Here is a 14,271-nt window from a genome sequence, read left to right on the forward strand (position 1 = left end):
AACCGAAAACCGAAAACCGGAACCGGCGGTCAGCGGATGGTCAGGCCTGTTTGGTCTTTTCCGCGGGCAGCTGGCCGACCGGGCATTCCGCGACGCCGATCGTGCTGCGCGTGATGGCCTCGACGTTCTCCTGCGCTTTCTGCGCGTCGGTGACCCAGGTGCGGTAGAACTCGAACGGGCAGTCCGCGACGCCCTTGTCGCCGTCGCCGGCCGCGTGCACGCCCGAGTAGCCCCGGTGCAGCAGCTTGAACAGATGGTTCTGCGACTGGTCGTACTCGCGGGCGTCACGGATCGCCGAGAGCGACAACTGGGCGAACTGGATGCCGTATTCCTCCTCGCCGGTTTCGCCGAGCGTCCGGCCGTCGAAGCCGATGATGGAGGAGTGGCCGAAATACGAGTACACGCCGTCGAATCCGGCCGCGTTGGCGACCGCGACGTAGCAATTGTTGGCCCACGCCATGGCTTTCGCCATCAGCACCTGCTGGTCCTTCGCCGGGTACATGTAGCCCTGGCAGCGGACGATCAGCTCGGCGCCCTTCATCGCGCAATCCCGCCAGATTTCCGGGTAATTGCCGTCGTCGCAGATGATCAGCGAGATCTTGAGCCCCTTCGGACCGTCGGTGACGTACGTCGTGTCACCGGGGTACCAGCCCTCGATCGGGCACCACGGCAGGATTTTCCGGTACTTCTGCACGATCTCGCCATGGTTGTCGATCAGCACCAGGGTGTTGTACGGCGGTTTGTCCGGGTGGTCCTCGTGCTGTTCGCCGGTGATCGAGAAAACGCCCCAGGTGTCGGCCTCGCGGCAGGCGGCGGAGAAGATCGCGGTCTCCTCGCCGGGCACGGTCGCCGCGGTCTCGTACATTTCCTGCTCGTCGTACATGATCCCCTGCGTCGAGTATTCGGGGAACACGACGAGGTCCATTCCGGGCAGGCCGCCCTTCATGCCGACCACCATGTCGGCGATCTTGCGCGCGTTGTCCAGCACCTCGGCCTTCGTATGCAGCCGCGGCATCTTGTAGTTCACGACCGCGATGCCGACCGTGTCCGGGCTCGAGGAAATGTCACCGTGTCGCATGGGATTTCTCCTTTGGATGGAGGGTCAGGCCGCGGCCGCGGCGCGGTCGTGGACGGAGCGAGGCTGGCCGCGGAACCCGAGCACCGCGGCGAGAGCGACAAGCAGGACGGCGGCCGCCGCCGCGATGAGAGCGGCGCTCGTGGTGGAGCGGTAGCCGCCGGTGAGCGCGAGGAACGCGGGCAGCGTGCAGGTCGGCTGGCTCAGCAGGACGGTCGTCCAGCCGGTGAACCGGGTCAGCTCCTCGCGGCCCAGCCCGAGCACGAGGAAGAACAGGCCCCACAACAGAGCCCAAGACAGCCAGATGACGCCGAACACCGGATCGTGCTGCCGCCAGAACGCCAAGCCGGCGTACACGATCGCGGCGCCCGCGACGAACAGCGAGAACCAGCCGATGCCCTCGGGTTCGAGCCCGGCGAGGTTGGCGATTCCGACGTACAGATAGGTGAAGCCGAACAGGAACAGCCCGGACGCGCCGAGGATCGCCTCGGAATCCCCGTGCGCCTGGATGATCAGCACCGTCGGCGTCACGCACTGCAGCCCGCCCACGAACAGATTCAGCGCGGCGGCCGACCGCGCGGGCACGCGCCCGAGCAGCATCAGCCCGTTGACCAGCAGTACCGCCCCGACGTAGAGCAGGCCGACGTTGTTCATCGCACGCTCCTCAGTTGGTACCAGGTGAAATACTGTCAAATGAAAATAAATGGCCGGGAGTCGGCCGTCAAGACCGGGGGCGGCCGGGTCAGAGCCGGGTGATCGGATCGAAGTCGCAGCCGTGCGCGGCGGCGAGGTGCACGTGCTGAGCGGCTTGCTGGCCGTGGAATTCGACGGTGCCGCGCGGTCCGTCGTAGGCCACGCCGTCGATGGCGGCGTTCAGCGCGCGCAGGTCCGGAGTGCCTGCGCGGCGGGCGAGTTCGGCGAACGTGTGCAGGCCCTCGTAACAGGATTCGGCCGCGTTGTTGAGCGGCGGCGCGGCCGGGCCGTGCAGGTGGACGTACCGGCCGAGCAGGTCCATCGCGTCCGCGGTGACGAGGGAGCGGAAGTACGCGGCGGAGGCGAAGAGGTTTCGGGTCGCCTCGGCTCCGCTGGCGAGGAGCATGTTTTCCTCCATCAGCGGGCTGAACCGCAGCATCTGCTCGTGGAGTCCGCGTGCGGCGAACTGCCGGTTGAACCGGACCGCGTCCTGTCCGACGAAGAGCATGAGAACGCCGTCGCACACCGAGGTTTCGACGCGCCGGACGAGCCGCGCCATGTCGCCGGAGCCGAGCCCGACGAAGGCTTCGCCGACGATCTGGAGATCGAGTTCCCTTGCGTAGCGCCGGATCGCGCTCGCCGAACCGCGCGGCCACACGTAATCGTCACCGGCCACGAACCAGGTGCGCGCACCGCAGTTGTCGCGCAGCCACCGCAGCGCGGGCTGGATCTGCACGCGCGGGATTTCGCCGGAACAGTAGATGCCGGAACGACTTTCGCCGCCTTCGTAGAGCGACGTGTACACATACGGCACCCGGTCGGCGAGCACTGGCGCGAGTGCGTTGCGGACCGAGGAAATGTGCCAGCCGGTGACCGCGTCGATCTCGCCCGCGTCGACCAGCCGTCGCACGGCCGAGGCGACCTGGGCGGGCGGTGCGCCGCCGTCGACGACTTCCAGCGTCACTTCGCGGCCGAGGATGCCGCCCGTGTCGTTCAGCTCCCGGACCGCGAGTTCGCTGATCGCCTCGCACGAGGGCCCGAAAAGGCCCGCCGGTCCCTGCAGCGGGACGACCAGCGCGACGCGCAACGCGCTCACGCGGCTGGCGACTCCGAGTCCCATGCCGGCTCCGGGCTTCCTTGCCGGGTTGACTTGCTTCCATTTGGAAGTCTTACAATGCGGAGACATTTGCGCAAGGGCGGAACGAGGGCGGGCGGATGAGGCAGGCACAGGCGGCCGAGGCGTCGTTGATCCGGACGCTCACCCGCACCGCACGCGCGGTCACCCTGCGGATCGAGCCGCTCCTCAAGAAGGAGGGGCTGACCCTCGACGGCTGGCTGGTGCTGGACGCGCTCGCCGCCGGCGACGGCCTCACGATGACCGAACTGGCCGGGCACACGCTGGTCACCGGGCCGACGCTGACCCGCGTGGTCGACCGGCTGGTCACCACCGCGGCGGCGTACCGCGAGGTGGACGTCGAGGACCGGCGGCGGGTCCGGGTGTATCTCGCGCCGCGCGGGCGCAGTGCGCATCAGCGGGCGACGGCCCGGCTGGCCGAGGTCGAACGCGAGCTGGATCCCGACGGGGGCGTGGCGGCGGCCCTCGTGAGTGTTGATCCCGGTTAGAACCGTGCTTGCCACTCGCGACGACGCTGGGTCAGGACCTTCACCAGTTCGGCTTTGCGTTCGGCGACCTCGGCGTGGCTGCCCATGATGCCGACGGCGGCGACGGTTCGGCCGTCCTCGACCACGGCGACGGACACGCCGTCGGCTTCGGTGGAGGCGCTCGGCGCGGCGACCAGGCCTTCGGTGCGGATCCGGGTCAGGTCCTGCACGAAGCGTTCGACCAGTTCGGCGTCAGCGGGCGGCAGCGCGCCGATCTGCGGCCACAAGTCCCGGTTTTCCATGGCAGCCAACAGGATCCAGCCGGTCGACGTGCGGATCGGCGAGCGGCGCACGAACCCTTCGGCGAGGTAGGCGTAGCGCGGGTCGTGCGAGGCGTAGTCGACGTAGTAGAGGTCGCTGCCGACCATGATCGCCAGCACTGCGGTCATGCCGGTTTCCTCGTGCAGCGCTTCCAGATCTTCGTGCGACACCGTGGTGACGGTGGGGCGGCCGACCAGCCGCACCAGCAGGTACGGCGCCGGGCCGAGCGAGTAGCGGCGGTCGTGCTCGTCGAGGTAACCGGTCGCGACTAGGCCGTTGACCAGGCCCTGGATCGAGCTCATCGGCGCGTCGAGTTCGCGGGCGAACTCGGTGAGCGTGACCCCGTTCCGGGAGCGCGCGGCCCGCTCCAGGATGGTCGACACCCGGTCGATCATCCGGTGGTGCGGCCTCGGGCGGCCGTCCGGCGTGGGGTGCGTCGGCATCGGTGCTTTCTCTCCTCGGGTGATCGCGGACTCTACCCGGACCAGTGGGTTGCGTAAATACGTATTTTGATGCCAGTATGCGTAGCGAGGAGGTGCGCTCGTGAGCATGCCACTGGACGGTGTCGTCGTCGCGGACTTCAGCCGGGTGCTGGCCGGTCCGCTGGCGTGCGTGAACCTGGCGGACCTCGGGGCGACGGTGGTCAAGGTCGAGCGGCCCGGTTCCGGGGACGACACCCGCGGCTGGGGCCCGCCGTGGACCGCGCACTCCAGCTCGTACTTCGAATGCGCCAACCGGTCCAAGCAGTCCGTGGTGCTCGATCTCGGCGACCCGGACGACCTGGTCCTGGCGCGCGAACTCGCCCGGCGCGCCGACGTGCTCGTGGAGAACTTCCGGTCCGGCGCGCTGGGGCGGCGCGGGCTCGACTACGAATCCGTCCGCGTGGGTAATCCCGGCATTGTGTACTGCTCGGTTTCCGGCTTCGGCGGCGACGCGGACCTGCCCGGTTACGACTTCCTCGTGCAGGCGATGGGCGGGCTGATGAGCGTCACCGGCGCCGAGGACGGCGAACCGGCGAAGGTCGGCGTCGCGCTGGTCGACGTGCTCGCCGCGAAGGACGCCACCATCGGCATTCTCGCCGCGTTGCGAGCCCGGGAGAAGACCGGACGGGGACAGCGCGTCGAGGTGAATCTGCTGTCCAGTTTGCTCGGTTCGATGGCCAACCAGGCTTCCTCGTATCTCACGACCGGACGCGCGCCGCGCCGGATGGGCAACTCGCATCCGTCCATCGCGCCGTACGAAACGTTGCGCTGCAAGGACGACGTGCTCGCGCTCGCCTGCGGCAACGACGGGCAGTTCCGCCGTCTCGCGGAGGTGCTGGGCGTTCCGGAGCTGGCCGACGACGAGCGGTTCGCGACGAATGCCGAGCGCGTGCGCAACCGTCCGGAATTGAGAGCCGCGCTCGAACAGCAGCTCGGCACGGACACCGTTGCGGCGTGGGCCGCGCGGCTGACCGAGGTCGGCGTGCCGGCCGGCCCGGTCGGGGATCTCGCGGACGGGTTCAAGCTCGCGGAATCGCTCGGGCTCGCCCCGACGGTGCCGGTCGGCGACGACGCGCCGCCGCAGGTCCGCCATCCGATCGGCTATTCGGACACGCCGGTCGCCCGCTATTCCGCCCCGCCCCGGCTGGGGCAGCACAGCGACGAGATTCGCCGCTGGCTCGCAGAGGAGAAGAAATGAGACACCCTCTGTCAACCTCAGGCCGCCGAGGGATGCTGGTGGGCTTGCTGCCGGTTGCGAATGTGAATGGTCTCGTCGTAGCGGATGCGTTTGACCAGGCAGTGCCACAAGATTTCCAGCCATCGGTTCGCCAAAGCGCGCAGGGCCGAGTGATGGCTCTTCCCGGCGGCGATTTTCCCGTCGTAGAACTCCCGCGCCCATGCGCTGCGGGAGAGGCTGCAAAAGGCCCACTGATGCACGGCTGCGCCCAGGTAGTGGTTGTGCGCCAGACGACGGGCGACGACGAACTCGCTCCGGCCGGAGCGGCGGGTGACCGGGGCGGTTCCGCCGTAGCATTGCAGCCCGTTCGGTGTGGCGAACTGGGTGATGTCGTCTCCGATTTCTCCGGCTATCCGGGCGGCGAGCCGGTCCCCGAGTCCGGGGAAACTCAGGTAGATGTCACCGCCCGGGACCGCTTTTCCCGGATCGGGTTCCTTCGCCTGTGTTGCGTGGCCGCGGCGGGCCGTTCCGAGCAGCAGTTCGGCCATGCGGCGTTCCCAGGCCCGTCGTTGGTCGCGGATGGCCAGCAGCTGGGTCGCGGTCAGCGCGATCGTGCCGGTTTTCGCGCGCGCCAGGTAGTCTTTCACCGGCAGCCGGTCGGCGGCGAGGGCGTCGGCGACGCGGGCGGCGAACCGGTCGGGCCAGCCGTGGCTGGCGGCGCGGGCGAACGCGGCGATGTCGTGCGGGTCGGCCGCAGCGAGCTCGTCGTGGCCGGGCCAGCGGCTCAGCAGCTTGAGCATGACCGGCGAACCGAGGTTGCCGCCGGCGATGGCCAGCGCGGCAGGGAAGGTTGCCAGCAGGTCCGCGCGCAGCCGGTTGAGCAGCCGGCGCTCGTCGCGGGCGGCGCGTTCGTCGTCCCGGGCGATCGTGCGCAATTCTCCCGCCAGCTCGCCGTGCGGGATCAGTTTCCGCAATTCCAGAAACTGGTCCAATGCCAGCAGGCAGCAGATCCTGGCGTCTTCGGCGTCGTCTTTCTTTTTAGCCGGCCCGCGGCGGCGGGCCACCACGTCCGGATTGACCGGAAGAACAGTGAAACCGGCGTCGGCCAGCGTTTCCACCAACAGGCCGTGTCGGGTTTCCAGCACGACCCGCACGTCGGCCGGGTCGGTTTCCAGCTCCAGGCAACGGGCCACAAGCCGGTTGACTCCCGCTGCGGTGTGGTCGATACGGAATTGTTCGATCACCCCTTCTCCGGGGCGACCCAAGGCCACGTCGTGAAACGATTCCGCCCAGTCGATGCCTGCTCCAAGCAAATGCTCCGACTCCCTTCGCGTCCAGCAACGAAAAAACTGGAACCGGAGGCCGCGCGTCGTGCTGATAAACCAGTCCTCATCGGGACAACACCCTCCAAGACGACAAGCCTCCGGCTACAACCCCCGAGGACGCTGTCTCATTTCAGTCCTCGCAGGACAAGCACCAGAAGCGTTCCCCGGAGGTCCCAGCCATGAAAGAAGGTACCGCTATCAGCGCCACGAAGTCCCTGCCGCCGCTGGATCCGCGCGACCCCGCCGGGCTCGGCGACCTGTTCACCGAAGACGAGAAGGCGATCGCGGACGCGGTCCGCCGGGTCTGCGCCGACCGGATCGACCCGTATGTCGGCGAGTGGTTCGAGCGCGGCGAGCTGCCCGACGTCCGCGGCTTGGCCAAGGACCTGGGCTCGCTCGGCGTGCTCGGCATGCACCTGGAGGGCTACGGCTGCGCCGGGATGTCGGCGACCGAGTACGGGCTCGCGTGCCTCGAGCTGGAGGCGACCGACTCGGGCATCCGCTCGCTGGTGTCGGTGCAGGGTTCGCTGGCGATGTTCGCGATCTGGAAATGGGGTTCGGAGGAGCAGAAGCAGCAGTGGCTGCCGTCGATGGCGGCGGGCGACGCGATCGGCTGCTTCGGGCTGACCGAACCGGACGCCGGCTCGGACCCGGCCAGCATGCGCACGCGCGCGCGGCGCGACGGCGACGACTGGATCCTCGACGGCCGGAAGATGTGGATCACCAACGGAAGCGTCGCCGACGTCGCCGTGGTCTGGGCGCAGACCGACAAGGGCGTGCGCGGCTTCGTGGTGCCCACCGACACCCCGGGCTTCTCGGCACCGGAGATCAAGCACAAGATGTCGCTGCGTGCTTCGGTCACCAGCGAACTCGTTCTCGACGGCGTGCGGCTGCCCGCGGACGCGGTGCTGCCGGAGGTCACCGGGCTGAAGGGGCCGTTGAGCTGCCTCAACGAAGCGCGCTTCGGCATCGTGTGGGGCTCGGTCGGCGCGGCGCGTTCCTGCTTGCAGGCGGCGATGGCCTACGCCGAGGACCGCACGCAGTTCGGGAAGCCGATCTCCGCTTTCCAGCTGACGCAGCAGAAACTTGTCGACATGACGCTCGAGTACACGAAGGCGTTGCTGCTCGCGATCCACTTGGGACGGCGCAAGGACGCCGGGGTGCTGCGGCCGGAACAGGTCAGCATGGGCAAGCTGAACAACGTCCGCGAGGCGATCGAAATCTGCCGCACCGCGCGCACGATCCTCGGCGCGAACGGGATTTCGCTGGAGTACCCGGTGATCCGGCACATGAACAACCTCGAATCGGTGCTGACCTACGAGGGCACCGTCGAGATGCACACGCTGGTCGTCGGTCAGGCCATCACCGGGCAGTCCGCTTTCCGCTGAGGGGCGGCCATGGCCGCCAGCGCGGCGGCCGCGGCCAGCATCCCGAGCCCGGCGAGCGTCCAGCCGAGGAGGCCGAACGTCAGCACGAGCGGGACCAGCACGATCGGTCCGGTGATGCGGGCGAGTGCGGTGCTGGTGGCGAACAGCGCTTGGTATTGCCCCTGATGTCCTTCCGGGGCAAGGCTGAACGCGAGGTGCCAGGCACCGGCGGAGGCGGTCGTTTCGGCGACGGTGAGCAGGAGCGCGCCCACAAGCGCCAGGACCACCGGGTGTGCGGAAGCGCCGAGCGAGCCGAAGACGGAACAGGCGGCGATCAGGAAAATTCCGGCTGCGGCAAGGGATCGGCGTGCGGTGCGGCCGTCGCGGACCTGTCGGCTGATCGGCAGTTGAAGGAGTACGACGAGGACGGTGTTGGCCAGCAGCACCACTGCGGACGTCCATTGTGGAGCAGAGCTGCGCGTGACTATCCACAGTGGAAGCGTGACGCTGAGGATCGGCATGGTCAGCTGGGTGACCGCGGCCAGCATGGTCAGGGTGACGTAGCGGCGGTCGCGCAAGGCTGGCCAGCCGACCTGGCGTTCGGTCGGTGCGTCTGGCCCGCTGTGCAGGTACAGCGCGGTGGCGAAGACGAACAGTCCGGCGTCCACGACGAACACGGTGACCGCGTTGGTGCCCGCGGCCAGGACGAGCGCGCCGAGCCCGGAGCCCGCGCCGATGCCGATGTTGACGGCGGTGTGCAGCAGCGCGCGGGCTCGGACACGTCCTTCGGGAGCCACGACAGTCGCGACGACGGCTTGGCGGCCCGCCGCGAGCGCGCTCTGCCCGCAGGCGAAGAGCGCGCACGCGGCGATGTACAGCGGAACAGTGTGCGCGACGGCGAACAGCAGCAGGCCCCCGACCGCGGCGACGGTCGCCGCGGCGAGTGCGCGGCGGGCGCCGATCCGGTCCAGCAGCGTCCCGAACGGGACGGTGGTGGTCAGGCTCGTCGCGGCGCCGAGCGACAGCCCGAGCGCCACGATTCCCGCCGGCAGGCCGACCCGGGTCGTGAAGTGGACGGCGGACACGGCCAGGACCGCGCCGTCGCCCGCCGACGTCAGGGCTTGTGCGGTGGCGAGCCGCCGGATCGCCGTGCGCGCGGTGCTCATGCCGGGCTGACCGACCAGCAGCGGGTCGTCACGCCGACCGTGTTCCACATGGTGATGGCGGTGATGAGCGCGATCAACGCGGCCGCGCCTTCCTCGCCGAACGAAGCGATCGCCTCCGAGACGGTCGACTCGGGCACGTGCGTTTCGGAGAGGCGCGTGACGTCCTCGGTGAGCGCGAACGCGGCCCGCTCGGCGGCGGTGAACAGGCCGGATTCCGCCCAGACCGCGAGCGCGTCGACCCGCTGCGCCGTGACGCCTTCCTTGCGCGCGGCCTGCGAGTGCATGTCTACGCAGTACGCGCAGCCGTTGAGCTGGGACGCGCGGAGACGGACCAGTTCGCGCAGACCCGGGTCGATGCCGGCCTGGTCGAGCTGCTGGGTCGCGGCGTCGTCCAGAGTGCTCATCGCGCGGGAGAAAATCGGGGCCAGCGCGTCGAAATCGAGGCGCTGGGGGATCGGGACCAGAGTGGGGTTCGTCGTTGTCATGGAACTAGATTAGGTCTCTAATGGACTGGGTTACTGGCCAATCCAGCACTAAGAACTCAGTCCATTTGCCAGGGCGTCGGCGGCCAGCGCGAGGGCGCGCGCGGCGCGGGCGGAGGACACCGCGCCGTAGCCGATGACGACCCCGGCGCGGTCCGGGTTGCAGCCGGGGGCGCGGTAGTCCGCGAGTCCTTCGAGGACGACGCCGAACTGGCGGGCGGCGGCGAGCGTGCGTTCTTCGGCAGCCGCGTCCGGGAGTTCGACCAGACATTGCAGACCTGCGGCGAGACCGCCGGGCCGCAGCTGCGGGGTGCGTTCGGCGAGGAGCTGGGCAAACAGTTCGCGGCGCGTCCGGAACGTCGCGCGGCGTCGGCGGACGGCTCGGTCGTATTCGTGGGACTCGATGAACCGGGCGAGGACTTGCTGATGCAGACCGCTCGGCGTGACGCCGCTGAGGCTCCGCTGCCGGAGCAGCTCGGGGAGAAGTGCGGGCGGGGTCACCGCCCATGCGACGCCGACGGCAGGCGCGAGGGCTTTGCTTGACGTGCCCAGGTAGACGACCCGATCCGGTGCGAGGGCTTGGAGCGCGCCGATGCTGCGGCGGTCGTAGCGGAACTCGCCGTCGTAGTCGTCCTCCAGGATCAGCGCGTCGCGGGCGTTCGCCCATTCGACGACGGCTCGGCGGCGTTCCGGGGAGAGCGGGACTCCGGTCGGGAATTGGTGCGCTGGGGTGAGAAAGACTGCGTCCGCGTGAGCGTCCGCGATGTCGGCGCCGTCCGCGTCGACGGGGATGGCGACGATCTCCAGTCCGGACTCGGCGATGATGCGCCGATGCCGCTCGTGCCCGTACTCCTCGACGGCGATCCGCTTGCCGCCGCGCGCGCGAATGCTTCGGCAGGTCAACGACAGCAGGTCGCCGAAGCCGCTGCCGATCAGGACTTCCGCCGCGGTGACCGCCACGCCGCGAGTCCGGGCGAGGTAACCGGCGAGGGTGTCGCGGAGTTCGACCGCGCCTTCGGGCGGTGCATAGGCGAATGCCGAGACTGGCAGGTCCGACAGCGCCCGCCTGGTTTGTGCGCTCCATTGGCTGCGCGGGAAATCGCCGGCGTCGGCGAGGCCGCCGCGAAGCTCGTACTCCGGCGGTGATTGTCGTTGCGCGGCAACCGGTTGCGCCTGGCGCGGAAACCCGGCGATCCACGTCCCGGCACCGACGCGGCTCTCCAGCCAGCCTTCGGCGGCGAGCCGCGAGTAGACCTCGGAGACGGTGCTGCGGGCGATCCCGAGGTCGGCGGCGAGTGCGCGCGAGGCGGGCAGCCGGGTTCCCACGGGAAGTCGGCCGTCGACGACCGCGGCGCGCAATGCGGTTTCGAGCGCGTGCGCGGGGCGGGTCGTGGAGACGGGCAGGTAGAGGTCGAGCCCCTCGGCCACCGATGCGCGCTTCATGCGCCGGACTTTAGCTCGACCGGGGAGCCTGCCTTCGCGACGAGCCGAGAGCACCTTCGGCTTCGACACCCCGACGCGCTCGGCCGCTGTCGCACCACGGCCGACTCGGTGAAGCAGCGGGACGCCCGGCCGGTTCCGCACGACCGGGCGTTTCCGCTTTCGTTCAACGGGACTACCGCTGCGGACCAGGGTCGCTGAAGCTGGGGCGGCCGGTTTCGTTGTGCCCGGCGAACCGCCGCAGGTAGCCCGGTGCGGCGGGGTCGGTCAGCGAGATGTCGAACCAGCCGAACGAGGACGCCGTCTCGCACGGCACCCGCTGGGTTTCGCCGGGTCCGAGCACGATCGTCCGGGCGGCGCTGGTGCTGTAGTCGTTGCGCAGCTTCAGTTTCCGGCGCTGGCGGCCCGGGTTCGTGACGGTCAGCGTCAGCAGCGGGGTGCCGTAGTTGTTCGTGGACACCGACACCTCGGGCTCGGTGGTGTCCGCGGTGGTGCCGGTGAACTGCGCGAGGTAGCCGTTCGCGCCGGTGACGCGCAGGTCGTAGTGGCCGTGCTCGTCGGTGCCCGGCGCACCTTCCCAGGTGTCGCTGATCGTGTCGTGCGCGGCGACCGTGTAGCGGCGGGGCGAATCGCCGTGCGCGTAGACGTAGAAGTACGCGCCCGCGGTGCCGTCGTTGGTGAACTGCACGGAAACCGAGCGGCCGTCGCGCTTTCCGGCGAGTGCGGTGGTGAACCGGTACGGCAGCGCCCGCGCGGGCCGGACGCCCGGCTCCTGCTTCGGCATCGCCTGCGGCAGCTTCACCGAGAACGGCTGGTTCTTGCTCGGCAGCGGGGCGGGGGTGGGCGTCACGACCGGTTTGGTCTGCGGGCGGGAGAAGTCGAACGCCGAGGTGAGGTCGCCGCAGACGGACCGGCGCCACGCGCTGATGTTCGGCTCCGCCACGCCGAACCGGGCTTCCAGGAAGCGCAGGACCGAGGTGTGGTCGAAGGTTTCCGAGCAGACCCAGCCGCCGCGCGACCACGGCGACACGACGAGCATCGGCACGCGGGAACCGAGTCCGGCGGGGTGTTTGCCGGTGAGCGAAACGCCGGTCGGTGCGCCGCCGGTGCCCTTCGGGAGCTTGTCGAAGTCGAGAGTCTCGTCCGGCAGGCTCGCCGCGAGCGAGCGCGAGACGAGCCCGTCCGTGCCAGGCCGGTTGACCAGCGGCGGCATCGGCGGGACGACGTGGTCGAACAGGCCGTCGTTCTCGTCGTAGTTGATGAAGAAGACGGTCTTGCTCCACACCTCGGGGTTCGAGACGAGCGCGTCGAGGACGAGGTTGAGGTAGTACGCGCCGTCGCTGGCGGACGCGGCGGCGTGCTCGCTGTACTTGTACGGCGGGACGATCCAGGTGACCTGCGGCAGCTTCCCGGCCTGCACGTCGGCGCGGAACTCCTTGAGCGTGTGCGTCGAAACGCCCTGCTCGACCAGCGGCCCGGACGCGCCTTCCTTCGCGTGGTAGTTCGCGAAGAACTCGAGGGAGTTGTCGGTGTAGTTGTCCGTCGGCTCGCCGGGGATGCCGCTGCCGCCCTGGTAGAGCTTCCAGCTGACGCCCGCCTGCTGCAGCCGTTCGGGGTAGGTCGTCCAGGTGTAGCCGTTGGTGTCCGGCCGTTCCCAGAGCCCGGGCCCGTTCTGCTTGCTGCCCAGGCGGTTCTGCGTGTCGATCGTGCCGGACCACAGGAGGATCCGGTTCGGCGCGGTGTCCGCGGGGACGGAGCAGTGGTAGGCGTCGCAGATCGTGAACGCTTCCGCGAGCGCGTAGTGATACGGCAGTTCGGACCGCTGCTGGTAGGTCATGGTGAACACGTCCTGCTTTTCGTTCACCCAGCCGTCGTAGCGCCCGCCGTTCCACAGCGGTTCGCCGCTGCCCCAGCCGTGGTGGGTGCCGGCGATGTGCTCGCTGGTGCGCAACGCGTCGAGCGGGAACGGCAGGACGTACTCGGCGTCGTCGGGCAGGCCGCGGCTCTTGTAACCGGCGGTGCGGACCTTGGCCGGCGGCTGGTAGAAGACCGGCCGCCCGTCGGGCAGCAGGTGCGGCCGGGGGTCGCCGTAGCCGCGCACGCCGCGCATGGTGCCGAAGTAGTGGTCGAAGGACCGGTTTTCCTGCATGAGCACGACGACGTGTTCGACGTCCTCGATGGTCCCCGACCGGCGGGCCGGTTCGACCGCGAGCGCCTTCCCGATAGACCCGGGCAGCAGCCCTCCGGCCGCGGCCCCGGCCAGCGAAGCGCCCGCCATGCCGAGAAAGTTCCGGCGACTCGTACCCGCCATGTTTCGTTCCTCCACGTGCTCGCGGCGAGACAGCGGTCGCCCGGATTTACCGGCCGCCGCTCGCCCGGAGCAGAGCATTGCCGAGCCGGATGTCCCGGATCTGGCGTACGGGTGAATACTCGCGCCGTCCCGGGCCGTGTTCCCGGATTCGGGCAAACCGGTTAACCCGTTGTTTTCCGGCCGGGAACGCCTCGGCCGTTCGAGCTAACTTGCGCAGTCCGCGCCGTTCGCCTCGAACGCCGGTGGTTTCCTCGACAGGTTCGAAAAACGGGGGAACGGAGTGACCGGGATGACCGATCCGCTTTCCGGCGGGGACGCGGCGGCACGGGTGGACCAGATGGTGGCGCAGGCGAAGCAGAAAGCCCAGCGGTACCAAGCCATGCAAGCGGCGGTCGGGCAGGTCTCGGTGACCGAGACGGGCAAGGACGGGCTGGTCACGGTCACGGTGGACTCGGCGGGGAACGTGACCGATCTGCGGATCACCGATCAGGTCCGGGAGCTTTCCGGGGCGCAGGTGGCCGCCGCGGTCCTGACGACCCTGCGGCGGGCGCAGTCGCGGTTGCCGGACCGGCTCGGGGAGGTCATGGCGGAGACGATCGGCGACGACCGGCAGACGGTGGACACGATCGTCGGCAACTACCGGGCCAAGTTTCCCGAGCCGGAGCCGGAAGAACCGGAACCGGCCGAGAGCCAGCACGTCCGGAACCTCGGCGCCATCGAGGAGGAACCCGCACCGAAACCGCCTCCGGCGCGGCGTCCTCCGGGCGGTTCGGACGAAGACGAGGACGGCTTCGGCCACTCGTTCATGACACGGGGATGAATCCGGGGGA

General features: G+C 69.4%; 13 protein-coding genes. 4 read left to right on the forward strand and 9 right to left on the reverse strand.

From position 1 onward, the window contains the following. Positions 1 to 40: 40 nt before the first annotated feature. The 3 genes from ATK30_RS01980 to ATK30_RS01990 form a co-directional block, all read right to left on the reverse strand. Complete coding sequence (locus ATK30_RS01980; RefSeq protein WP_101434027.1) at positions 41 to 1,078, reverse strand: aliphatic amidase; 1,038 nt, start codon at positions 1,076 to 1,078, stop codon at positions 41 to 43. Between the two features lie 24 nt (positions 1,079 to 1,102). After that, positions 1,103 to 1,729 carry an AmiS/UreI family transporter gene (locus ATK30_RS01985; RefSeq protein ID WP_101434028.1) on the reverse strand — a complete coding sequence of 209 codons (627 nt, stop codon included), beginning with the start codon at positions 1,727 to 1,729 and terminating at the stop codon, positions 1,103 to 1,105. Between the two features lie 88 nt (positions 1,730 to 1,817). Further along, positions 1,818 to 2,888 (reverse strand): substrate-binding domain-containing protein, encoded by a 1,071-nt coding sequence (locus ATK30_RS01990; RefSeq protein ID WP_101434029.1) that lies wholly within the window; start codon positions 2,886 to 2,888, stop codon positions 1,818 to 1,820. A 95-nt stretch (positions 2,889 to 2,983) separates the two neighbouring features. Here ATK30_RS01990 and ATK30_RS01995 point away from each other — a divergent pair, with 95 nt between their 5' ends. Beyond that, on the forward strand, positions 2,984 to 3,391 hold the full coding sequence (locus ATK30_RS01995; protein WP_101434030.1) for a MarR family winged helix-turn-helix transcriptional regulator: 408 nt from the start codon (positions 2,984 to 2,986) through the stop codon (positions 3,389 to 3,391). On the opposite strand, the gene ATK30_RS02000 is transcribed toward ATK30_RS01995, so the two are convergent. Further along, positions 3,388 to 4,134 carry an IclR family transcriptional regulator gene (locus ATK30_RS02000; RefSeq protein ID WP_101434031.1) on the reverse strand — a complete coding sequence of 249 codons (747 nt, stop codon included), beginning with the start codon at positions 4,132 to 4,134 and terminating at the stop codon, positions 3,388 to 3,390. The genes ATK30_RS01995 and ATK30_RS02000 overlap by 4 nt on opposite strands. A 106-nt stretch (positions 4,135 to 4,240) precedes the next feature. On the opposite strand from ATK30_RS02000, the gene ATK30_RS02005 reads away from it, so the two are divergent. Further along, entirely contained in the window at positions 4,241 to 5,371 is a 1,131-nt protein-coding gene (locus ATK30_RS02005; protein WP_101434420.1) for a CaiB/BaiF CoA transferase family protein, read from the forward strand. A gap of 17 nt (positions 5,372 to 5,388) precedes the next feature. Here ATK30_RS02005 and ATK30_RS02010 read toward each other — a convergent pair whose 3' ends face one another. After that, entirely contained in the window at positions 5,389 to 6,663 is a 1,275-nt protein-coding gene (locus tag ATK30_RS02010) for an IS110 family transposase (RefSeq protein WP_101434032.1), read from the reverse strand. Positions 6,664 to 6,854: 191 nt separating this feature from the next. On the opposite strand from ATK30_RS02010, the gene ATK30_RS02015 reads away from it, so the two are divergent. Next, positions 6,855 to 8,063: an acyl-CoA dehydrogenase family protein gene (locus ATK30_RS02015; RefSeq protein WP_208637240.1), complete on the forward strand. Its 1,209-nt coding sequence runs from the start codon at positions 6,855 to 6,857 to the stop codon at positions 8,061 to 8,063. Here ATK30_RS02015 and ATK30_RS02020 read toward each other — a convergent pair. The 4 genes from ATK30_RS02020 to ATK30_RS02035 all read right to left on the reverse strand — a co-directional run bounded on the left by ATK30_RS02020 (position 8,030) and on the right by ATK30_RS02035 (position 13,441). Continuing rightward, positions 8,030 to 9,208 carry an MFS transporter gene (locus ATK30_RS02020; RefSeq protein WP_101434422.1) on the reverse strand — a complete coding sequence of 393 codons (1,179 nt, stop codon included), beginning with the start codon at positions 9,206 to 9,208 and terminating at the stop codon, positions 8,030 to 8,032. The genes ATK30_RS02015 and ATK30_RS02020 overlap by 34 nt on opposite strands. After that, the gene (locus ATK30_RS02025) at positions 9,205 to 9,693 is read right to left on the reverse strand and encodes a carboxymuconolactone decarboxylase family protein (RefSeq protein ID WP_101434033.1); all 489 of its coding nucleotides are present in this window, start codon (positions 9,691 to 9,693) and stop codon (positions 9,205 to 9,207) included. Before ATK30_RS02025 ends, ATK30_RS02020 begins: the two co-directional genes overlap by 4 nt. A 48-nt stretch (positions 9,694 to 9,741) precedes the next feature. Beyond that, complete coding sequence (pdxR, locus tag ATK30_RS02030) at positions 9,742 to 11,133, reverse strand: MocR-like pyridoxine biosynthesis transcription factor PdxR (protein WP_101434034.1); 1,392 nt, start codon at positions 11,131 to 11,133, stop codon at positions 9,742 to 9,744. A gap of 172 nt (positions 11,134 to 11,305) precedes the next feature. Continuing rightward, positions 11,306 to 13,441 (reverse strand): phosphocholine-specific phospholipase C, encoded by a 2,136-nt coding sequence (locus ATK30_RS02035; RefSeq protein ID WP_101434035.1) that lies wholly within the window; start codon positions 13,439 to 13,441, stop codon positions 11,306 to 11,308. A 289-nt stretch (positions 13,442 to 13,730) separates the two neighbouring features. Here ATK30_RS02035 and ATK30_RS02040 point away from each other — a divergent pair, with 289 nt between their 5' ends. Continuing rightward, a complete protein-coding gene (locus tag ATK30_RS02040; protein ID WP_101434036.1) occupies positions 13,731 to 14,261 on the forward strand; it encodes a YbaB/EbfC family nucleoid-associated protein in 531 nt (176 codons plus the stop codon). Positions 14,262 to 14,271 lie beyond the last annotated feature (10 nt).

This window comes from Amycolatopsis echigonensis (assembly GCF_002846615.1).
Classification (GTDB): Bacteria; Actinomycetota; Actinomycetes; order Mycobacteriales; family Pseudonocardiaceae; genus Amycolatopsis; species Amycolatopsis echigonensis.